Origin of the sequence: Thermoflavimicrobium dichotomicum (assembly GCF_900114055.1) — a bacterium.
In the GTDB taxonomy this organism is placed as follows: domain Bacteria; phylum Bacillota; class Bacilli; order Thermoactinomycetales; family Thermoactinomycetaceae; genus Thermoflavimicrobium; species Thermoflavimicrobium dichotomicum.
Map to the genome: position 1 here is coordinate 1 of NZ_FORR01000021.1, position 20,478 is coordinate 20,478.

The 20,478-nt window shown below is 43.4% G+C and carries 20 protein-coding genes and 2 pseudogenes; 7 read left to right on the forward strand and 15 right to left on the reverse strand.

The window, feature by feature from the left end:
• A partial coding sequence (locus BMZ78_RS15580) for a transposase (protein WP_093231339.1) occupies window positions 1-794 on the reverse strand: 794 nt, incomplete at its 3' end.
• Window positions 795-798: 4 nt separating this feature from the next.
• Window positions 799-1,194, reverse strand: a pseudogene (gene tnpA / locus BMZ78_RS15585) (IS200/IS605 family transposase).
• 190 nt (window positions 1,195-1,384) lie between these two features.
• Here tnpA and BMZ78_RS19630 point away from each other — a divergent pair.
• A pseudogene (locus BMZ78_RS19630) lies at window positions 1,385-1,624 on the forward strand (IS4 family transposase); the annotation flags it as partial.
• A 221-nt stretch (window positions 1,625-1,845) separates the two neighbouring features.
• On the opposite strand, the gene BMZ78_RS15595 reads toward BMZ78_RS19630, so the two are convergent.
• Window positions 1,846-2,160 (reverse strand): winged helix-turn-helix transcriptional regulator, encoded by a 315-nt coding sequence (locus BMZ78_RS15595; RefSeq protein ID WP_093231340.1) that lies wholly within the window; start codon window positions 2,158-2,160, stop codon window positions 1,846-1,848.
• Window positions 2,161-2,284: 124 nt separating this feature from the next.
• Here BMZ78_RS15595 and BMZ78_RS15600 point away from each other — a divergent pair, with 124 nt between their 5' ends.
• From BMZ78_RS15600 to BMZ78_RS15610, 3 genes are all read left to right on the forward strand, one after another.
• Window positions 2,285-2,680, forward strand: coding sequence for a DoxX family protein (locus tag BMZ78_RS15600; protein ID WP_093231341.1), 396 nt, complete (start codon window positions 2,285-2,287; stop codon window positions 2,678-2,680).
• Between the two features lie 610 nt (window positions 2,681-3,290).
• Window positions 3,291-4,286, forward strand: a complete 996-nt coding sequence (locus tag BMZ78_RS15605) for a glycerophosphodiester phosphodiesterase family protein (RefSeq protein WP_093231342.1) — start codon at window positions 3,291-3,293, stop codon at window positions 4,284-4,286.
• A 235-nt stretch (window positions 4,287-4,521) separates the two neighbouring features.
• On the forward strand, window positions 4,522-6,009 hold the full coding sequence (locus BMZ78_RS15610; protein WP_093231343.1) for a flavin monoamine oxidase family protein: 1,488 nt from the start codon (window positions 4,522-4,524) through the stop codon (window positions 6,007-6,009).
• 78 nt (window positions 6,010-6,087) lie between these two features.
• On the opposite strand, the gene BMZ78_RS15615 is transcribed toward BMZ78_RS15610, so the two are convergent.
• From BMZ78_RS15615 to BMZ78_RS15640, 6 genes are all read right to left on the reverse strand, one after another.
• The gene (locus tag BMZ78_RS15615) at window positions 6,088-6,618 is read right to left on the reverse strand and encodes a hypothetical protein (RefSeq protein ID WP_093231344.1); all 531 of its coding nucleotides are present in this window, start codon (window positions 6,616-6,618) and stop codon (window positions 6,088-6,090) included.
• Between the two features lie 420 nt (window positions 6,619-7,038).
• The gene (locus BMZ78_RS15620) at window positions 7,039-9,108 is read right to left on the reverse strand and encodes a multicopper oxidase family protein (RefSeq protein WP_093231345.1); all 2,070 of its coding nucleotides are present in this window, start codon (window positions 9,106-9,108) and stop codon (window positions 7,039-7,041) included.
• A gap of 147 nt (window positions 9,109-9,255) precedes the next feature.
• Complete coding sequence (locus BMZ78_RS15625) at window positions 9,256-9,888, reverse strand: response regulator transcription factor (protein WP_093231346.1); 633 nt, start codon at window positions 9,886-9,888, stop codon at window positions 9,256-9,258.
• On the reverse strand, window positions 9,885-10,913 hold the full coding sequence (locus tag BMZ78_RS15630) for a HAMP domain-containing sensor histidine kinase (protein WP_093231347.1): 1,029 nt from the start codon (window positions 10,911-10,913) through the stop codon (window positions 9,885-9,887). Before BMZ78_RS15630 ends, BMZ78_RS15625 begins: the two co-directional genes overlap by 4 nt.
• The gene (liaF, locus tag BMZ78_RS15635; protein ID WP_093231348.1) at window positions 10,910-11,446 is read right to left on the reverse strand and encodes a cell wall-active antibiotics response protein LiaF; all 537 of its coding nucleotides are present in this window, start codon (window positions 11,444-11,446) and stop codon (window positions 10,910-10,912) included. The genes BMZ78_RS15630 and liaF overlap by 4 nt, the downstream gene beginning before the upstream one ends.
• Window positions 11,447-11,463: 17 nt before the next feature.
• Complete coding sequence (locus tag BMZ78_RS15640; protein ID WP_175482522.1) at window positions 11,464-12,336, reverse strand: DUF4097 family beta strand repeat-containing protein; 873 nt, start codon at window positions 12,334-12,336, stop codon at window positions 11,464-11,466.
• Window positions 12,337-12,538: 202 nt separating this feature from the next.
• Here BMZ78_RS15640 and BMZ78_RS15645 point away from each other — a divergent pair, with 202 nt between their 5' ends.
• Entirely contained in the window at window positions 12,539-12,991 is a 453-nt protein-coding gene (locus BMZ78_RS15645) for a DUF5946 family protein (RefSeq protein WP_093231350.1), read from the forward strand.
• 154 nt (window positions 12,992-13,145) lie between these two features.
• Here the strand turns inward: BMZ78_RS15645 and BMZ78_RS15650 are convergent, their stop codons facing one another.
• Window positions 13,146-13,892: a glucose 1-dehydrogenase gene (locus BMZ78_RS15650; RefSeq protein ID WP_093231351.1), complete on the reverse strand. Its 747-nt coding sequence runs from the start codon at window positions 13,890-13,892 to the stop codon at window positions 13,146-13,148.
• A gap of 225 nt (window positions 13,893-14,117) precedes the next feature.
• On the opposite strand from BMZ78_RS15650, the gene BMZ78_RS18895 reads away from it, so the two are divergent.
• Entirely contained in the window at window positions 14,118-14,291 is a 174-nt protein-coding gene (locus tag BMZ78_RS18895; protein ID WP_175482523.1) for a hypothetical protein, read from the forward strand.
• A gap of 41 nt (window positions 14,292-14,332) precedes the next feature.
• Here the strand turns inward: BMZ78_RS18895 and BMZ78_RS15655 are convergent, their stop codons facing one another.
• The 4 genes from BMZ78_RS15655 to BMZ78_RS15670 all read right to left on the reverse strand — a co-directional run bounded on the left by BMZ78_RS15655 (window position 14,333) and on the right by BMZ78_RS15670 (window position 18,022).
• Window positions 14,333-14,503 (reverse strand): FeoB-associated Cys-rich membrane protein, encoded by a 171-nt coding sequence (locus BMZ78_RS15655; RefSeq protein WP_093231352.1) that lies wholly within the window; start codon window positions 14,501-14,503, stop codon window positions 14,333-14,335.
• Window positions 14,504-14,516: 13 nt separating this feature from the next.
• The gene (gene feoB, locus BMZ78_RS15660; protein ID WP_093231353.1) at window positions 14,517-16,517 is read right to left on the reverse strand and encodes a ferrous iron transport protein B; all 2,001 of its coding nucleotides are present in this window, start codon (window positions 16,515-16,517) and stop codon (window positions 14,517-14,519) included.
• A gap of 39 nt (window positions 16,518-16,556) precedes the next feature.
• Window positions 16,557-16,793 carry a FeoA family protein gene (locus tag BMZ78_RS15665; protein WP_093231354.1) on the reverse strand — a complete coding sequence of 79 codons (237 nt, stop codon included), beginning with the start codon at window positions 16,791-16,793 and terminating at the stop codon, window positions 16,557-16,559.
• A gap of 320 nt (window positions 16,794-17,113) precedes the next feature.
• On the reverse strand, window positions 17,114-18,022 hold the full coding sequence (locus BMZ78_RS15670; RefSeq protein ID WP_093231355.1) for a TIGR01777 family oxidoreductase: 909 nt from the start codon (window positions 18,020-18,022) through the stop codon (window positions 17,114-17,116).
• A 137-nt stretch (window positions 18,023-18,159) separates the two neighbouring features.
• Here BMZ78_RS15670 and BMZ78_RS15675 point away from each other — a divergent pair, with 137 nt between their 5' ends.
• Window positions 18,160-19,950 (forward strand): M3 family oligoendopeptidase, encoded by a 1,791-nt coding sequence (locus tag BMZ78_RS15675; protein WP_093231356.1) that lies wholly within the window; start codon window positions 18,160-18,162, stop codon window positions 19,948-19,950.
• Between the two features lie 119 nt (window positions 19,951-20,069).
• Here BMZ78_RS15675 and BMZ78_RS15680 read toward each other — a convergent pair whose 3' ends face one another.
• Window positions 20,070-20,447 (reverse strand): PaaI family thioesterase, encoded by a 378-nt coding sequence (locus BMZ78_RS15680; protein ID WP_093231357.1) that lies wholly within the window; start codon window positions 20,445-20,447, stop codon window positions 20,070-20,072.
• Window positions 20,448-20,478 lie beyond the last annotated feature (31 nt).

Consider the following 20,478-nt stretch of genomic DNA (forward strand, 5'->3'; position numbering starts at 1 on the left):
GACTTTGCTCTATTTCGAATATCCGTCAAATCTTCCATACGAATCATGCCAACACCGTTGGCAAGTGCATGGTCGATAATTTGACGGCTTATTTTGTGATTTTGGTCTTTCATCCAGCGAGACTCTTTATTTTTAGACTTTTTGATTGCAGAAAGCTTTTTCGATTTCCCCAGCTTTCTTCTTTTAGCTGCAAAACGTCTACGTCCAAAAGCAACCTGATTTCCTTTGAAAAACCATGATTTTGTACCAACACTGGCGACAGCTATATATCTTAGTCCAAGATCAATCCCCATTACTTTTGTTTCTTCTTGTTGTTCTACTTCAAAAGTGATTGAAATGGCAATATACCATTTTCTTTTTTTCCTGTATAGCTCGCTGGCACCCTGTCTGACGGTTCCGTTTAGGATTCTCTCCAACCATGCCTGCTGATAAGGACGGGCTACAACAGGTACACCAATCCGTTTTTCCAGGGTGGGAAAAGAAACCGTATAGAAGTCTCCAGCCTTTTCCACCTTGAGGTTCTGATTGTTGAAGCAACACCATAGCTTTTTGAATGATTTCGTGTTTTGGTTTTTCTTTTTTGACTTGACTTCTCGAATCGTCTGGTTTACTACAGCAGACGGAAATATTCCATGAGAAAACTCTTTGAAAATCTTACTGGTTGCCTTGTTCACCTCTGGGTGAACAAGTAGCCAGTTAGCAAATGCTGTGTTTATTTCCGTCATTCGCTGATACATTTCCTGTTTGGATTGAGTTGGCTTATGTAGTTCTAACCTTAGTTTGATAGTGGGCATCCATTCACCCCCTTTTCTTTTGAGATTCCACGTACTGCTTCACCGTTTCACTGGACACATTTCCAGCGGTACTGACAAAGAAGGAACGTCCACATACTTCGCAAATGGTTCAGATGCGAGTATTCCTGGCGAAGCTTTCTGAAAGTCACCCCTTTCAATTTCGCCATCATATCTGATGGAGAATCGGTCGGAAGACAATTCAAGAATAAATGACAGTGGTCAGGCATTATTTCCATTGCTATGATATTCCACTGATTTTCCTTGCAGATTTGCTCTACAATTTCCTTCAATCGTTCTTCTACTTGGTTTACCAGTACCTTACGGCGATATCTAGGACAAAAAACAAAATGATAGTGAATCAATGATACAGTCGTTTTGTTCGTCTATACTCTTGACTCATACTATAACTGTATCAATTTAATATTCAAACTACAACAAAAAATTAAAAAATAGTTGCTCAAAGCATCACCGTAAAGGGTATACCGAGCAACGCCACCTTTCATCCCACGGCTAAAGCCCTATGCATTACCCATAAATATAAAGTCGCTTGGCGACTTTTATGGTAAACCTATCAATCGAGACAGTCCCCAAATGAATCTTGTACTCTGGCTTTATCTGAAAATGAGTGGAAGGCTCTTTATACTGCTATCCATCGAACTTTTTCCCTTCCTTCTGACCCAATTACTCTTTCTACAGCAGTTTGTTGGATTGCTAAATTAGGTGGGTTTCTTAGAAGGAAAAGTGATGGGGTTCCTAGTGCAAAAGTTCTTTGGCGAGGTTTTCAACGGTCTCAAGATTTGACCTTCATGTGGAATACTCTTTATCAATAAAACACTTGTGGGTAATGCATAGGGCTAAAGCCAGTGGGCTTTCAGGCGGCATTTCTTTAAAATTCTGTCTTATGACATGAAAATAAACGACTCGTTATATTCGCTTCTATGAAATCACAGGCGGTAACGACCAACTTCCTAAAGCATTTGTCTCTCAATTAAAAGATGATATCCGGTACAGAAAAAGGTGCAAATCGCACCTTTTTTCTCTTTTATTTTCCTTATAATTCCATCCATGTTTCGGCCCATTTTTGCATTTCATTCATTATTGGTTCTAATGCACGGCCTTTATCTGTAAGTTCATATTCAATACGTACAGGCATTTCAGGATAAACATTCCGAGAGAGAATCCCTGCTGCTTCCAGTTCCTTCAATCGTTCTGTCAGCATTCGATCACTCATCTCAGGAATGATGTCTTTTATTTCCTTAAACCTTTTGCTTCCACTAAGCAATACACGAATAATCAACCCCGTCCACCGCTTACCGATTAGTTCAAAAGCGGCTTCGAATTTGGGGCATAGCTGCAATTCCTTCATGATATCCCTCCCTTAAATTAATTTATCATAGTTACTTGACAAAAGTAAGTAAATCCAATAATCTACTTATAGAAAGTAAGTTGATTTAATTTGATTATAAAATAAATGAAAGGAAGTGTACGGCATGAGTTTAGGTTTGCTTATTATTCGTTTAGTTGTAGGTCTTACATTTATGGGACATGGGTGCCAAAAATTGTTTGGATGGTTTGGGGGACATGGATTGAAAGGAACCGGAGGTTGGATGGAATCCATTGGAATAAGACCAGGTACCGTGATGGCTTTGTTGGCAGGATTAAGCGAACTTATTGGAGGATTTTTGTTTGCTGCAGGAGTGTTCATACCCATTGCATCCATCCTGATCGTGGGAACCATGCTGGTGGCTATTTTCAAAGTCCATGGACAAAATGGCTACTGGATTACCAACAATGGTTTTGAATATAACTTTGTCCTCATTGCGGTTGCAATCGGCATCGGTTTGGTCGGTGGGGGCGACTACACGATCGAATTATTGTGGAAATAAAATTAAACAATAGTCTTATAAAGCAGAAGCAAATCATGATTAATAATCTATCCCGCTGAATCACGATTCACATCGAACCACGTGTGGTTAATAAATAATTTCAGATTTCCATTTACTGCAATTATGACCTAAATAACATTATCTGTTGAACAGCTATATATCTGTAGAACATGCCGTGTAGTAGTTCGTTATTATGTTATTGGACAATTAATAGTTTAATAAACACAAGCTGTCAGCCTGGCACATGTATACCAGGCTGACAGCTTTCTTGTTGCGGCCTGTATCTGCTCGTTATGAAATGAGATTTACCTATCTCGTGCGATTGACACACTCCTGATTAAGTCCAGTCTTAATGTGAGCATTATTTTTTCAAAGTATTTTTTGGTTTTTGATACAAACTCATTTATAGTAAAAATAAATTTGCGATACTAGTCGTAATCATACGATTGGAATCTCAATTATGTCTTTATATTTTTATCTTGAAATGTATTCCCATCCATATATATACTGAGAATCCATCTGGAAGCCGACCTCAAATGGTTGCAAAGTCTGGAAGAAGAAAGATTATGACCCGCAGCCTAACCCTTTACTTCAGCTTGGGAGGTTCAACATGAAAAAAGGAAGCAAGAAAAAACGGATAACGCTGATCGTGCTTGCTATTTTTCTCGCCTTCATTTATGTGAACAACAGTTCCCTTCTGACCGATCCGCCGAACAAGCGACCACTCCTTCTTGCCCATCGCGGATTGGCCCAAACCTTTGATATGAACGGGATCACCGATGAGACATGCACGGCAAAGCGTATTTACCGGCCGGAGCATCCGTATCTGGAAAACACGATTCCTTCGATGCGTGCCGCCTTTGAGGCTGGAGCCGATATCGTGGAATTTGACATCCATCCGACCAAAGATGGGAAATTTGCTGTCTTTCATGACTGGACGCTAGACTGCCGCACCAACGGGAAAGGAGTGACGCGCGATCACACCATGGCTGAGCTCAAAAAATTGGACATTGGCTATGGATACACAGCTGATGGCGGAAAAACCTATCCTTTCCGTGGCAAAGGTGTCGGACTAATGCCGTCGATGGATGAAGTGTTGAAAACATTTCCACAAGAGGAATTCTTGATTCACGTGAAGAGTGATGATCCTGAAGAAGGTGCACTGCTGGCCGCGTACTTGTCCCACCTGCCTCCGAAGCGGCTAAGCAAACTGACTGTCTATGGTGGCGATAAACCCATTGCCGCGTTGGAAGAACGGTTGCCGCAGATCCGCACCATGTCCAAAGCGTCGATGAAAAAATGCCTGATTCCTTACATCGCTCTTGGATGGACGGGATGGGTTCCAAGCGCCTGCGAACGAACCCAGCTCCACATTCCCGAAAAAATTGGCCCTTGGTTGTGGGGATGGCCCCATCGATTCGTTTCCCGGATGGAAGCGGTGGATACCCGTGTCGTGATCGTCGGGGGTTCTGGAGATTTTTCGACCGGTTTTGACACCCTTTCCGACCTGAAGCGCCTTCCTCCCCGCTTCTCTGGTATCATTTGGACCAACCGGATCGACCGTATAGCTCCCGAGTTCAAGCTGGAGGAAAAGAACCAACCATAGGCCTTTCATTTTTGCCATGAACAAGAGTGTCGGATCCATTTTACCTTAGTGGACATACCGTGTTGGATAAGGTTCAGATAGTATACCAATCTTTATAGATTTCTTGAACCAGAATAAAAAAGAGCGGCATGTATGCTGCTCTTTTTTACATAATTGTGTAATCTGGCTGAATAAGATGGCAGTAAGCATCTTTTGTCAGCTCTCAGTTTGGGAAGCGTTGTCTAGGAGGAAAAGTATGTCAAATTACGCATTCCCGCGGTTATCATCTGATCAAATGATTTCGATCATCAGAAATGGACTTAAAAAAACCAAAATTCCCAAGAAGATCATCATTATTGGCGCAGGGATGGCAGGACTAGTCTCGGCCTCTTTGCTTAAACAAGCTGGACACCATGTGACAATTCTTGAAGCTTCAGAAAGAGTCGGGGGACGTGTCTATACGTTGCGATCCGATTTTAGGGATGGGCAGTATCTTGAGGCTGGGGCGATGCGTATTCCTGACACTCATTTTTTGACTTTGGAATATATAAGAAAATTCCGTCTCCCGGTTAACAGGTTCATCAACACGACTCCTAACGACATTATCTATGTTAGAGGAATCAAAACCCGTTTAAAGATATATGAAAAAAACCCTGACATTTTAGGCTTTCCAGTAGCCCCACATGAAAGGGGTAAAACCGCTACGCAGTTACTTCAATATGCAATAAAGCCCGTGACAGATTTTATTAAACAAAATCCGCGGAGAAATTGGCCTTTGGTCATAAAAGAATTTGATAAATACTCGATGGACGCTTATTTGAGATATAACCCGTTTGGAACCACGTTATCTACGGGTGCCATTGACATGCTTAAAGCACTTCTTTTACTGGAAGGATTTCCGGAGCTTTCTTTCCTGGAACTGTTAAAAGAAGCATTAAATATGTTTGACCCTAATATTGGATTCTATGAGATCACAGGCGGTAACGACCAACTTCCTAAAGCATTTCTCTCTCAATTGAAAGATGATATCCAGTACGGACAAAAAGTGACAAAAATTGTGCAGCACAATAACCAGGTAACCATTCATTCTGTCCAAACTAAAATCTTGGAGCCATTTCAAATCACCGGTGACCTTGCGATTATAACCATACCTTTTACAGTCTTGCAATTTGTGAAAGTTGAACCACGTGACTCTTTTTCTGAAAACAAATGGAAGGCGATTCGGGAACTTCATTATGTGGGCTCTACGAAGATCGGCATCCAGTTTAAAAGCAGGTTCTGGGAAAGGGAAGGCATGTATGGTGGGAAAACTATTTCTGATCTCCCTATTACATATACTCATTACCCAAGCCATGACCTAGGCGCATCAGGGCCGGGTGTTGTTTTGGCCAGTTATACATGGGAGAATGATGCTATACCTTGGGACAGTTTGAGAGATGAAGATCGCTGGATAAATGCATTAAAAAATTTGGCAGTTATCCATGGTAAACAGGTCTATCGTGAGTTTCTGACAGGAGCGAGCCACAGTTGGATTCAATATCCATATTCTGCTGGAGCTTTCACGATGTTTAAACCAGAACAGGCAACAGAACTGGGTCCCTATATTTCCACTCCTGAAGGAAGAGTTCATTTTGCTGGTGAACATGCTTCATCTAACCACGGTTGGATCCAAGGTGCAATCGAGTCTGGAATACATGTTGCACATGAAGTCAATGACTTACCCAGAACTTTCTTTCATTCCTAATCACCTCTTCACAATAAAATCCATTCAGATAGCAAAACGCCGGCCGAATAACTCCGACGGCCAGCGTTTTGCCCTTCCTTATGATCTTGCAGGAGCTGTTGAATGTTCGCCTTTCCGTTTTCCCCATGGCTTGATGACTGAAATGATCACCATGGACACCATGGCCAAAATGTTGAAAAATCCAGCCACCAACAATTGGTTGCGCCGCATGATGAATTCCTGATAACCGAGAGCGGATGCCCCATGTTTTTCCGCGATGGCCACCACCTCGCTGAGCCAATCGGACAGAAAGAAGATGCCCATCAGGATGATGAGGATGGTCAGCACTTCTTTGATAATCACCCAATAATATCGGGTCACACCCCAATGGGTCCAGATGGACAAGATGAATCCGGTCACCAAAGTGCCAATGGCAGGAAATTTGATCAAGGTGTCATCAATGAGATGAATGAGGGTATACGTTTGCGCCAAGTCATGCTTTTGCCCGTTCATTATCGCCCATAATCCAAGCAAAAACATGCATAAAGCACCACCCAGCCAGGCAGTGAAAAAGACAATATGGGCAATGAGGAACCACTGCTTTTGTCGAATGGATAAACGCTTTGACACGTTTCACGCCTGCTACTAAAAACATAGAAAAATATCCCTATGTCTAGAAAATTCCTGTTTCAACGTGTCCGATTTCGTACTTCCAGGGAAGATACTACTTTCGTTTGATATAACACTCCACAGGCGTAAATTCCCGGCTAGCCACCGGTACATATACATGATTTCGTTATGTGATCATCATGTATGAGTTTTAGACTTGGTTTTCGTCTTAGGATATTTATTTCTATGCTTTGTAGCAGTTTCCTCCTCTCAAATTTAAAATAATTAAGGTTTTTTCCATATTTATCTACATTTGACTATATTTCTAGAGACTGTTAACTGCCTCCTTTTGGTATTTGATGCTGTTGGTTGATGAGGCTTTTTTAAGTTTATTTGTTTGTATTGCAAACAAGTTTAAATAATTGACAGCCCTGGAATTCGTTACTCCGGTTGATTTTTTGTCTCTCTTCCGGCCATAAACGGCGACGAAATGCCTTCGTATGATAGATGGAGAGTCATGCCCACTCTGGCATGGTCCAAGTTATGGCAATGATCCATCCAGATGCCGGGGTTGTTGGCTCGGAAAGCAACTTCGTACGATTTGCCTGGAGCCACATTCAACGTATCGACCCACCATGGGCTTCCAGTGACAGGCTTTCCGTTTTTGGACAGCACGAGCATGTGATGGCCGTGCAGATGCATCGGGTGATCCATCCCGCTGCGGTTGATGAACGTCGTTTTCACCCATTCTCCTTCTTTCACCATCAGCATGGGCGTTTCCGGGAACACTTTTCCGTTGATGAGCCACAAGGCATTAAAGCGCCCATCGTAAAAGCCCATCTTGTTGTCAAACACCATGGTATACTCACGATCAAAGGAATGCGGGGTATTTGTGCCTGGTTTCGGCTTTCCATATAGGGCTGGATCAAATGGTTTCAGGTCTTTGGGTACCTTTGGCACTTCCCCTTTCCCATCTGGGCTGAGCAATAATCCTGCGGAAGAGGGGTTGTACTCCCTCGAACCAGTCAAAAACACCGGATGGTTCGGCATCGTAAACCGTATATCATAGCGGCCCCCAGCGGCCAATTTCAATTCTTGGTTGGCGATTGTGTTTGGTTGGTGGACATCATTCCCATCGATCGCCACCACTTGGAAAGGAGCGCCAATAAGTACAAATTGCATGGGCAAATTCGACGTGTTTGCCAAACGTAAACGAACTTTCGTTCCCTGTTTCACGATTTGCCTTTTGACGGTATCCGCATCATTAAAAGCGAACACTTCCCCTTGCCCTGTTTTCCATTGGTGACCGAGAACTGTGATTTCTTTCTCTTCAGCCAGCGGTTTCTTCGGTTCCACGACCAGATAGCCAAAAAGTCCTTTCTCCACTTGCAAATCGGACTGCTGGTGCGAATGATACCAGTAGGTTCCCACCTGATTTACCCGGAAGCGGTACACATACCGTTCATTGGGTTGGACAGCATCTTGCGTGACTCCTGCCACCCCATCTTCCCTGTTTGGAACGTTGAGGCCGTGCCAATGAATGGTAACACCTTCCTGAATGTCTTTGTTAATCAAGGTGACTTCCACCAGTTCCCCTTCCCGCATGCGAAGTTCCGGTCCTGGGATTTGTCCGTTGAATGTCCATGCGTCCACCACCTTTCCGGAAATGAGCCGTACCTTTTTCTTTTGGGCGACAAGCGTGAAGCGGCGATCTGGATGACCCGACGGGCCTTTCAATTCCGTCACGGAAATGTTTTTTTCGTTTCCAGAGGCGTGATGGGCATGGTGAACACCATGTCCCTCGGTTGTTTGGTCTCCGAAATCTACATTTTTATGATCCATCATGCTGAACCGGTCAGGTAGGCGACTTTGTTCCATATTCAAGAAAAACCATCCCAAACTGACGACGATGACAATGACTGCCACAGAAATTTTTCGCATGATCCGCACGAGCCAACTGGGCTTGACAAACGATTGCATTTGGTAACGTTTTTTCTGCATCAGCCAGATTGTGATAACGAACAGCACAAAAATCACTCCATCATACAACCAGGAAACCGGCAAAACGATCGTATTCCAATAACTGAAAAACGAACCCAAGACGGCTGCCCGCACCGGCACGACAAACACCGGATTCGCCGCACTCAGGCGGAGCTCCTGGAAATCTGCAAGCGAATCTTCTTTACTGTTCGCGATCCGGTTCAATGTGGGCAAGGTATATGCCAAAGTAAAAGCCACAGGTAGCAAGAGGGGAAGCAAAACGGTCCAAACCTTTTCCGCAACCAATTTCCATCCCAACATTCCCCCTTCCAGTGTAACCATCCCGGCGTGAATCAGGACAATGAATAAGATGAGAATATACAGGATCCTCGCCCGCTTGGCCTTTTTCCGAAAGGTCCGTTCTTCCGAATGGTACGGAAGATTCTTGATCATACGCGCGTTCCAAATGAACAAAATCCACAAGAGAAACGCCACGACAGTTTCTGTATAGCTGAGCAGCATCAGGAACATCTTCCTCTACCTCCTCCCTCCTTCAAAAGTAAAGAAAAAACAGTTTTCCCCAAACGAACTGGAGGGAGATTTTCTTCTACGACTCTGGTAGGAGAAGGATTCCGACCAAAAAATAAAAAAGGCGCCCTTTTAGGCACCCTCTTCCGCCTAGTCCACCAACTTGTTCCGGTGAGCATAGACGGCCGCTTGCGTGCGGTCATCCACCTGCAGTTTGTCCAAGATGTGGGTGATGTGTGTTTTGACCGTGCGGATGGAAATAAACAAGGCATCGGCGATTTCCTGGTTGGTTTTCCCTTCAGCGACCAACTTCAAGATTTGCATCTCCCTTGCAGTCAGCGCCTCATGCGGCTTGGCTTCATCCGTGCGCCGCATCCGAGACAGGACTTTTCCTGTCACTTCCGCTTCCAGCACGGGTTGCCCCTTCATCGCCTGCCGAATCGCGTCAGCAATTTCCTGCGCTTTGGACGTTTTGAGCAAATAACTGAAAGCCCCCGCTTCCAGCGCCGGATACACCTTCTCATCGTCGATAAAACTTGTCAGCACGATCACTTTCGGGGCATCCGGCCGGCGACAGATTTCCCTGGTCGCCTCAATCCCATCCATTTCATTCATCACCAAATCCATCAGGACCACATCCGGCTTTGTTTCCCGTGAAAGTCGAACCGCTTCTTTTCCATTGGCCGCTTCCGCCACCACTTCAAAGTCCGGCTGGGTCTTCAAATAAGTGGCCAGGCCAATCCGAACCATTTCATGGTCATCTACAATCATGACGCGAATCATTCCACCCACTCCCTTTCGATGATCGGTACTTTCACGACGATTTGGGTTCCTTTGCCGGGTAACGAAAAAATCTCCCCCACCCCGCCAATTTCGGTGGCCCGCTCTTGGATGGAGGAAAGCCCCACCGTGGATGTTTTCATCTTGCTGGTGTCGAATCCGATACCATTGTCGATGATCTTCAGCATGATTTGTTTATTGGCATGGAGCAGTTTCACCGTCACCGAAGTCGCCTGCGAGTGGCGCAACACATTGGCCAAGCCCTCCTGGGCGATTCGAAACAGATGGTCTTCGATCCCTTTGGGAAGACGCTGGATGGATTCATCGATTTCCCACTCGACATGGATCGGATGTTTGGCTTGAAAATCAGCCAGGAGCTCTGTCAAGGCTTCAGGCAAACTCCTCCCTTCCAAGGTGACCGGGCGCAAATGAAGTAGCAAGGCGCGCATTTCCCCTAATGCATTCCGGGCCATTTTTTCGATCAGGGCCACTTGGTCAGTCAATGCGGCTGGAACGGCGTTATTTTGTTCCAGCAAGGCCGCTGTCACCATGGAAATGGCAAACAGTTGTTGGCTCACTGCATCATGGAGCTCCCGCGCCAGGCGTTGCCGTTCCTCAAACACAGCTTTTTCCGTCGCCAGTTTCTGCAGGGAAAAAACCTGTTTCTCTATACGTTCAGCCATCCGATTCAATGATTGCCCGATCAAGCCGATTTCATCTTCTTCCAAAGGCGGTACCCGATAAGAAAAATGCCCCCCTTCAAATTTCAAAATGGCTTCGTCCAACCGTTCCAACCGCTTTTTGAGCCTTTTTCCATAATAGTAGCCGAACCATGTCCCAAACCACAGGGTATACACTAGCAAGGGGAAGATCAATGGGATGTTGAGAAATTCCACCGACATCAGGACGGACAATTTCAACTGAAAGTGGACACTGATCAAAAACACGATCAAAAGAGAGGAAAAAAGCGAAACCGCCACAGAAAAGAGCATGATTTTCCACTGGATATTGAGCCCTTTCTTTTTCATAGACATCTCACACTCACATCACCAAACAAAACGGAAACCAATATTTTGACTTTTCTTTTGCTCATGGCGTAGCCTGGTGTCTCTGTCTCCAGATGTGGGCGAAAACCTCTTGCCTCCCGTCCCAGCACTTCCAGTTTGCCCAAAGTCACCGAAGCGTCCACAGAGACTTCCAGATCATAAGGAAGATAAATGTTCACATCCCCAATCCAACCGCTGATCATGATCTGCTTTTCGCCTTCGGAGATCATCGCTTTAGTCAGGTCCAGCTTCACATCGGTGAATCCATGGGAAATCTGCAAGTCCTGGAGCTCATAGTTCGATTCGAGCCGATGAAATTTGCCGATCCACTGTTTGTTGCGGTCGCGGTTCTTGCTTCCGCTGCGAAAAAGGTGAAACCCGACAAAGAAGAATAGGAGCGAAAACAGCAAGCCAAACGCGTTGACTTGCATGAACAATTGAAGCAACAAGGCCAACAGAATGACACCTAGAAAACAGGATAGCCGAATATATTTTCTTTTTTGCAACCGCCGCACACACTCTCCCCCCCTTTCTAATGCAAATCTATTTGCCCGCTGGAAACCTTGAGTTTGACTGGAAATTTTCCCGAACCGACCGTTCCCTTGAGCACATCATCTCCCCTTATGGTCGCCTGTAAACCAGGCAAATCGCTCTTGATTACACCTCTTTGGATCCGCGCCTCCAACCGGAAGTCGGCATCTTGCGGCATATCGATGGTGCCGTGCCCTGCGCTGATCTCCATTTGGACAGGCCCTGTCAATTGATCAATCTGCGCTTTCAAATGCCCCAATGAAATCGACGCATCAAACCCTCCCGCAAAACGATTCAATTTCACTTGTCCTGATTCCACCTTGAAAGTTGCCTGCCGGGTTTGAAGCCCTTCCACCACCAATTGCCCTGATGAGCATTGGTAACTGAATCGGGAAGCATGGACATTTTTCACTCGAGCCTGACCGGACCCGATCTCCAACCGAATTTGATCCCATATCGAATGGGATTGATCAGCAGGAGAGGCCAACATTACATTTCCAGAGGTGAGACGAATATCCAAACGGGACAGCCGATCTTGCGGCAGGCGCACCACAAATGACCTTCCACGATTCGAAAGAAAGTCCGAAAACGAAGGCGTGATGTCCATTTGCAAGACAGACCCGCTTCGCTGAACTACGAACGGTTCATTCCATCTGGCTTCCACTTCCACACGAATGTCTTTGCGCCGTTCGGGTACCAAGCGGAGATATGTATACCCCGCCTCGATTTGCAACGTTTTCACGTCTTGAACATCAAACGTCCGCACTTCGGTACGAAGCGGAAATAACCATTCCCCCATTTTGCTATGCATGAGCGTGACAAGTATTAAAACAACTCCGATTCCCATCATCATGAGTCCCAACACTTTTTTCATAACCATCCGCCTTTAAAAGAAACTACCTCAAACATAATGGAAATGGCTTGCGTGATAGAACATTCCATGGTTGGATTCTGATCTCCTACTCCAGTCGGATCTCCTTATCCAAAAGGGTTAGCAAGCCCTTATTCCCCATCTCCACAAATGATAATATAAGATAAGGTCAGAACTCATCCTATTTCCTTGAAAGGATGGTAAGATGCGCTGTACTTGTGGAATTGAATCGAGAGAAAAATGCCAATCCATCCAACATGCAATCATTATGAAAGAAGTGGAAACCATTCGAAACTACTCCCTGCATCGATTGAGAGTGGATGCCTATTGCCTTCAACATCCGGATATCCATTTGGTTTCCGCCAAATCCTTCGCCGCGCATCTGCTTGGCATGTGCATCGCCATGGAATTTAACAGTGCCCCCGCCTTGTATCAGGTGATCCAGAAATGGGGTTATGGCAAAGGCGATTTGGAAAAACCGCCGATGCTCTCCTCTTTTGGTGATTTGACCATTGAGCACCTGCTGGATGCCCATGACGCCGATGAATACGCCTTGCGAGTACGGGAATATGCGGCAAGTGTTTGGAATGCCTACGAGGTGTACCATGGCTTGGCCCGCGACTGGCTCCAAAAAGCAAAAGCAACGGTTTTTCGCTGAAGAAGAGAAAGGGAACAGTCTTCGTATCCAACTGTTCCCTTTCATCATGGATATATACTTTACCGAAATACACCCGGATCGGATGCGCCACCACTTTAACTATTAAAAAAGCTGCCCCTATTAAAAAGGCAGCTCTCATGTTTGGCTACAGGGATCAAGGCTCATAGATCATTTTTCGTGTCATACCGCCATCGATTACGATATTGGATCCAGTGATAAAATCATTTTGGTCAGCGGTCAGGAACAAACATGCATTGGCGATATCTTCAGGCTTCCCGACACGTCCAGCCGGATGCTGCTTATGGTCAATTTCCCTTAATTGTGAATAGTCCCCTGTTTCAATCCAACCAGGACTGATGGCATTGACGCGAATCCGATCAGGACTTAAAGAAACTGCCAAAGCATGGGTAAGTGCCAATATTCCGCCTTTGGAAGCCGCATAGGCTTCTGTATCAGGTTCTGACATCAACGCTCGGGTCGAAGCAATGTTGACGATAGCACCTCCGCCCTTCTTTTTCATGATTTTAGCCGCTTCCCGCGAGCATAAAAAGACACCTCGCAGGTTGACATTCAAAATGTGATCCCATTCTTCTACTGTCAGCTCATAAGGAGATTTCCAATAGCTAATTCCTGCATTATTGATTAATATATCGAGACGACCATACCGATCTTCTGTATTTTGCATTAAGGAAACAATCTCGTCTGGCTGACCAACATCCACTACCTGAATAAACGGCTCTCTTCCGATGCTCCGGATAAGATCTGCTGTTTTTTGACTATCTTCTGCATTCCGGTCGGCAATGATTACGTTTGCTCCATGTTTTGCATATGTCACAGCAATGCACTGGCCGATTCCTCGACCTGCTCCAGTTACAATAACGACTTTATCTGCAAAGTTCATAACTGCCTCCTTGAGTTGAAAAATTCTTTCATTATACAAGTATACAAGTGGGATAGTAAAATTGAAAACCATGATCCAGCATTGAGAAAGACTGTGATGAGTTTCATGTAGCAGATCGGAACCTTAGGAGACAGAAATTGCGAACTGCCGAGAAAAATAGTGATTGACAGAAGAATTCCATATCGTTTTAATCTTAGATAGAAAAAGCTCCGGAGGTGGTTACCGATGAAACGAAAATGGTTTTTTATTAGTGCTATTATGACATCATTACTGCTAAGTGGCATTGACTCTTGTGCTGCTCTCATAGAGTCTTGTTCCTTAGATTCTTCCCAAATCAAAGACAAAGCTAGAGATTTTCTCTCTTGCAAAAGAAAAACGGAAGCCCCACTAATAACATAGGCTTCCGTTTGTTTTATTGTCCTATGTGTGTTAAATCGATACTACGATCTATCTTTATTAGGATGCTGGGCTTGATTACACAGTACAACAGCACAGCTTTCTTTTACTGAGCAAGCGGCACATTTGCTTTGTTTTGTTTTTTGAAAATAGCGGTAAAGAACCCAACCAGAATAACCAAAAATCAGAGTCCCAAGTAGAAAGTTAATCACCATTTGCCAGTCCTCCCTAGTGGAAGCCAAGAAGTTTGCCGCCCTGAAAAATAATAAACGAAATGAGGTAAGCAACGAAAAAAGCATATAAAACGGAAAACCAGGTCCATTTGGCTGAAGCGGTCTCTTTTTTGATTACAGCTACTGTTGCTAGACAAGGAGTATATAAAAGAATGAAGGCCATAAAACTATATGCTTGAAGCGGTGTGAAAAATTGTGGCAAGATGCCTTGTAAAGCCGCTTCATCTTGCACGGCATAAATAATATTCATGGTCGAAACGACTACTTCTTTTGCCAAAAAACCAGTAATTAAGGAGGCACCTGCTTGCCATGTCCCAAATCCCAGTGGAGTTAGCAGAGAACCAATAAAACCACCGATCAGAGCAAGAAAGCTTTGCTCCATTTTCACACCAAATCCTCCAGGTCCCATATAACCAAGTAGCCAGATTAAGACGGAACCAGCCAGAATAAACGTTCCTGCTTTTCGTACAAATCCTTTTCCTTTTTCCCACGTACTCCGTAAAAGTGAACGCCATTGCGGTGTCCGATAAGGAGGAAGTTCCACAACAAAAATTGATTCTTCATGGCGAGCGATCGTAGTTGAAAAGATTTTGGCCAAAATCAGGGCTACAACAATCCCAAGCACATAAAGAGACAAAATTATAATGGCTTGGTTTTTCTTAAAAAAAGTAGACACAAAAAGAGCGTATACCGTCAAGCGTGCTGAACAAGACATAAGTGGAGTCAAAATAATAGTAAGTAAACGTTCTTTGGGTTGTTCGATCGTACGTGCTGCCATGATTCCAGGTACGTTGCATCCAAAACCGATAATCATGGGAATAAAGGCTTTTCCATTCAACCCCACGTGTTCCATCAGTTTATCCATGACGACAGTGATTCGAGCCATATATCCTGAATCTTCGATGAAGGAGATCAGTAAAAATAGCATAAAAATTTGGGGAACGAATACAATCACTCCGCCTACGCCAGCAATGATCCCATCGACGATTAAGTCTTGCATAAATTTTGAAGCGCCAAGGGCTTGAAGCAGAGAGGTTACTCCTTCAGAAACAGGCCCCTCAATCCACTCTCCCAGTAGATCAGACAATGGGGTACCGACCCACTCAAAGGTTAATTTAAAAGTAAAATACATGAGTGCTAAAAAAATGGGTATACCTAAATATTTATTGGCGACGACTTGGTCGATTCGCTCTGTGATTGTCTTTTCCACCTGTTTGGTTTGGATGACACAGTCTTGAATGATCTGCTCAATCCATTGTCCCCGTCTGAGATGAATATATTGTGGGAGCGATTTTGCCTTTGAAGCTAGCTTTGCTTCGGTTTCTTTATATAACGTATCCAACTCTTTCCCATCAATATATTTGGCTAATGTATGACGCACAGGAGTGTTCCCTTCAAAAAATTGTATGGCTAGCCAGCGCTTGGGAAGATCCATCTCTGAAGGGAGTAAATCAATCAACTTTTCAATTGCTTCCTCAAGTATGTCTCCATAATTTACCCGGAAGGGAGTGGTTTTTTTGTTAGCTAGGTCAGGGATCTCATTGATTAGATTTTCACAACCTTCTCCAGTTCGGGCTACGATCGGAATCACTGGACAAGCGAGTTTCTTTGCCAATTTCTCATGATTGATTTGTAATCCAAGTGATTCGGCTACATCAACCATATTTAAACAAATGAGTAGAGGATTCCCATATTCCAATAATTGAAGGGTCAAATAAAGGTTTCGCTTTAATTGTGATGCATCCACTATGTTTAAGATAATAGAAACATCTTCATTTAGTAGATAGTTGGTAGCAACTCCCTCATCCTTCGAGAGAGGATTTAACGAGTAGATGCCAGGTAGGTCAACTAAAGTACCCAGATTATTTTTGAGTACGCCCATTTTCTTTTCAACAGTGACCCCTGCCCAGTTGCCAACATATTCGTATGAATCAGTAAGGATATTAAATAGTGAAGTTTTTCCTGTATTCGGATTTCCGGCAAGTGCGATATTCATCTAACTTGGCAAATAGAGTTGCCCTTCCTCCTCTCTGTCTTAGACAAATGTTACTTCGATTTTTTCAGCATCTTGTCTCCGTATCCCAATATGTTGACCATTTACTTCGATCTCGACTGGCCCACCAAAAGGGAACTTGCGAACAATTTTTACCACAGAACCTTCCAGAATATCCAAGTCTAGTAATCGTCTGTGTGTTTCCATACTCATTTGTTTTATATCTACAATCTTCCCTTTTTGACCAGCTTGTAGATTAGCTAGCAGGTAAGTTTGCATGTTATCCTGACACCTTTCAATCATTGATTGATAATAATTATCATCTTCAGCTAAATTATAGTCCAGTTGTTTATTGTTGTAAATAACATATTCTATAAAATTATAGAATTATATACAAATGAACTTTGAATATTAGCAATTTTTAAACTACCATTTGGCATGATTCGTTTCCATCTGGCCAGCTCTTTCTCGGCTTCATTCCACTTTGCCAGAAAATGATTGAATATAAAACGGCTACAGAGCATTAAAATGGTCGGATTTGCGAGGCGGTATCGAACCGCCCCTCGTCCGACGCTTGCTCTCATCCCCATAGCTAAAGCTTAGGGATTTTCTCGCTCGCAACGATATAAATCCTTTACAGCATCAAGTATCGTAGGATAATAAAATTGAAACCCATGATCCAGCAACTTTTTCGGTATTACCCGTTGCCCTTCAAGAAGCAGGACAGACAGTTCCCCGAATATGAGTTTCATCAAGGCAGCTGGTACAGGAAACCAATGTGGACGTTTCAGAATTTGTGCCACCGTACGGCCAAATTGGTCATTAGTGACTGGATTTGGTGCCGTTGCATTAACGGGCCCTTCAATATTCTCATTATTTATGCAAAACTCAATTAATCGAACCATGTCTTCAATATGTATCCATGAGAGCCATTGACGTCCACTTCCGACCCTTCCTCCCACTCCCCATTTATAGGGGAGGATCATTTTGGGATATGCCCCACCCCGATTGCCCAGTACCACTCCAATACGAAGTTTCACAGTACGGTCAATCGGAATCTGGTCAACCGCCTCTTCCCATTTTTCCACTACACTAGCCAGAAAATCAGTGATGCAGGCAGGACTATTCTCATCAAAGGTTTCTGTTTCCGAAATTCCGTAGATCGATATACCCGAAGCATTGACCAATACCTTCGGTTTTTGTCCAAGTTGACTTACTACGTGTTTTAACCTTTCAGCTACTGTCAACCGAGAACCGAGAATTCGTTCTTTCGCCGTTTTCGTCCAGCGCTGGTCAATCGATTCCCCGGCGAGATTTACAATGGCATCTACGTTTTCTAGTAATGTAGGTTGACTTTCTAACTTTTCCCAAGTAATAAATGGAACCGCTGGTTGCTGAGTGGAATTGGATGTACGGGAAATACCAACAACTTCATATCCTTTTTCTAAAAAGAATTGGGTCAATTCTTTGCCAATAAAACCGGTAGCGCCCGTAACCGCTATTTTCATGTTCCTTTTCCTCCCTATTTTTTATGATTTAACTTTTCTGTTCAATCATATCAAAATCAATCAATCAGTAGATAAAGACCACTATGAAAAGTTAAAATAGAAGAAGATACATTTGATTTAGAAAAGGAGAAACTTTGATGACATCAAAATATGCTCAAACATGGGATTTGGATGTGTTCTTCTCTGGAGGAAGTGAATCCTCTGCTTTAAAAGAAGAACTGTCCTATTTAAAGAGACATTTACCACTCATGAAAGAAAAAATTTTAACCATCAATACCAAAACGGAATTTCCAGCACAAGAAGAATGGGTTCAGGCCATTGATGAATTGCAGAACCTCACGAAACGCTTCCATGAGCTAAACTCATTTATTTCTTGTTTGGAAGCACAAAATACAAAAGATGAACAGGCAAAAATTCTAAGAAACCAAGCGAATCAGTTATATGCCGTTTATGAATCTGTCATGACAGCTTTGGAAAGTAAGCTGGCACAGATGACAGATCCATACTGGCAACAACTGATCAACAATTCGAAGATTCAGTCAGTTTCCTTTGCTCTCATGGAAAAACGGAACCAGGCTTTTGAGAAACTACCTCCAGAACAGGAAGAATTGGTTAGTGATTTAAGTGTCGATGGTTACCATGCTTGGGAACAAATGTATTATACCATTGTCGGTCGCATGCAAATCCCCTATGAAGAAAACGGAAAAACAGTTTACTTGTCTGTTGGCCAAGCAGTGAATAAATTGGCTCATCCAGATCGAAAAGTACGCCAGCAAGTATTTGAGAAATGGGAAGAAGCGTGGGAAAACCATGCACATCTTTTTGCTGAAACCATTAATCATTTATCAGGTTATCGCCTTCAGCTATATAAACATCGCCATTGGGATCATATCCTGAAAGAACCTTTGGCCAAAAACCGCATGCAAGAAAAAACACTCAATGCGATGTGGGAAGCAGTTGAAAACGGGAAATCGCGGTTAAAAGAATATCTGGAACAGAAAGCAAAAATACTCCATGTAGAGAAATTGAGTTGGTATGATCTTCAGGCTTCCTTACCAGGAAAAACAAAAACATATACATATGATGAAGCAGCCGATTTTATCATCGAACAGTTTGGTCAATTCAGTGAAGATCTAGCCGCTTTTACCCAACATGCCATAAAAAATCGATGGATTGAGGCAGAAGATCGTCCAGGGAAAAATCCTGGTGGCTTTTGCACCGGATTTCCTCAAAGCAAACAATCTCGCATTTTCATGACCTTTTCTGGAACTACGTCCAATCTATTTACCCTTGCTCATGAGCTGGGACACGCATACCACTCGTATGTGATGAAAGATTTACCAGTCCTTGTCCAAGACTATGCGATGAACGTAGCTGAAACCGCCTCTACCTTTGCCGAACTCATTGTCGTGGATGCTGCCATCAAACGTGCTAACACCAAAGAGGAAAAACTGATTTTGCTGGATGAAAAACTGAAATCGACAGTTGCTTTCTTCATGGATATTCATAGTCGCTTTTTATTTGAAAAACGCTTCTATGAAGAAAGAAAACAAGGAGCATTAAGCAGTTCAAGACTATGCGAATTGATGACCGAAGCTCAGAAAGAGGGTTTTGCAAATGCTCTAGCAGAATATCATCCACATTTCTGGGCTTCGAAATTGCATTTCTATGGTACAGATGTGCCGTTTTACAATTTTCCCTATACGTTTGGCTATCTATTTAGTGCAGGTATTTACGCACGATCACAAGAAGAAGGGCCTTCGTTTGCAGAAAAATATGTTCACTTGCTACGCGATACAGGTAGAATGACCGTCGAAGAGCTGGCTTCTCGTCATTTAGGTGTAGACTTGACCAAACCGGACTTTTGGCAAGAGGCAGTAAACTTGGCATTAAAAGATGTGGAAGAGTTTTTAAAGCTTGTTAAATAACAATTATCCTTGACTATATCTTTGTTCAAAATAGCTCTGTTTTTTGTTCCACTAGTGACTTCAAACAATCCCACCCATGTAAAAAGCTGGCCAGAATAAGGTCAGCTTTTTAAATGAAATTATTTGTTCCTATACATATATATACCATTTGCTTTTGCGACTAATGTATTTTGATCATTATAGATCAGGCACTCCGCATGGATCAATCTCTTACCTTTTTTAAATACGCGAGCATCAGCCAGCAAAAATTCTCCTTTGGCAGGACTTAAAAAAGATACTTTCAGGTCTACTGTCACTGCTGTTTGAACACCACTGGGATCTGCTTCTGGAACATTGCACATGGCAACATCGGCAAGGGAAGATATAATCCCACCATGAACAACGCCTAAACTGTTCAAATACAAAGGTTTTAAAGGCAAATAAATTTTAATTTGATTGTCACTTATTCTTTCATACTGTAAACCCAGGAATTCATCAAATGGTTGTTTGATAAACATAGTGTTCCCTACTTTCGCCCTATTTTCATAT

Excerpts from the sequence above, each read along its gene's own strand:
- BMZ78_RS15595 (WP_093231340.1), bottom strand. The coding sequence starts at position 2,160 with ATGAAGGAATTGCAGCTATGCCCCAAATTCGAAGCCGCTTTTGAACTA.
- BMZ78_RS15600 (WP_093231341.1), top strand. The coding sequence starts at position 2,285 with ATGAGTTTAGGTTTGCTTATTATTCGTTTAGTTGTAGGTCTTACATTT.
- BMZ78_RS15605 (WP_093231342.1), top strand. The coding sequence starts at position 3,291 with ATGAAAAAAGGAAGCAAGAAAAAACGGATAACGCTGATCGTGCTTGCT.
- BMZ78_RS15610 (WP_093231343.1), top strand. The coding sequence starts at position 4,522 with ATGTCAAATTACGCATTCCCGCGGTTATCATCTGATCAAATGATTTCG.
- BMZ78_RS15620 (WP_093231345.1), bottom strand. The coding sequence starts at position 9,108 with ATGTTCCTGATGCTGCTCAGCTATACAGAAACTGTCGTGGCGTTTCTC.
- BMZ78_RS15625 (WP_093231346.1), bottom strand. The coding sequence starts at position 9,888 with ATGATTCGCGTCATGATTGTAGATGACCATGAAATGGTTCGGATTGGC.
- BMZ78_RS15630 (WP_093231347.1), bottom strand. The coding sequence starts at position 10,913 with ATGAAAAAGAAAGGGCTCAATATCCAGTGGAAAATCATGCTCTTTTCT.
- BMZ78_RS15640 (WP_175482522.1), bottom strand. The coding sequence starts at position 12,336 with ATGAAAAAAGTGTTGGGACTCATGATGATGGGAATCGGAGTTGTTTTA.
- BMZ78_RS15645 (WP_093231350.1), top strand. The coding sequence starts at position 12,539 with ATGCGCTGTACTTGTGGAATTGAATCGAGAGAAAAATGCCAATCCATC.
- BMZ78_RS15650 (WP_093231351.1), bottom strand. The coding sequence starts at position 13,892 with ATGAACTTTGCAGATAAAGTCGTTATTGTAACTGGAGCAGGTCGAGGA.
- BMZ78_RS18895 (WP_175482523.1), top strand. The coding sequence starts at position 14,118 with ATGAAACGAAAATGGTTTTTTATTAGTGCTATTATGACATCATTACTG.
- BMZ78_RS15655 (WP_093231352.1), bottom strand. The coding sequence starts at position 14,503 with ATGGTGATTAACTTTCTACTTGGGACTCTGATTTTTGGTTATTCTGGT.
- feoB (WP_093231353.1), bottom strand. The coding sequence starts at position 16,517 with ATGAATATCGCACTTGCCGGAAATCCGAATACAGGAAAAACTTCACTA.
- BMZ78_RS15665 (WP_093231354.1), bottom strand. The coding sequence starts at position 16,793 with ATGCAAACTTACCTGCTAGCTAATCTACAAGCTGGTCAAAAAGGGAAG.
- BMZ78_RS15670 (WP_093231355.1), bottom strand. The coding sequence starts at position 18,022 with ATGAAAATAGCGGTTACGGGCGCTACCGGTTTTATTGGCAAAGAATTG.
- BMZ78_RS15675 (WP_093231356.1), top strand. The coding sequence starts at position 18,160 with ATGACATCAAAATATGCTCAAACATGGGATTTGGATGTGTTCTTCTCT.
- BMZ78_RS15680 (WP_093231357.1), bottom strand. The coding sequence starts at position 20,447 with ATGTTTATCAAACAACCATTTGATGAATTCCTGGGTTTACAGTATGAA.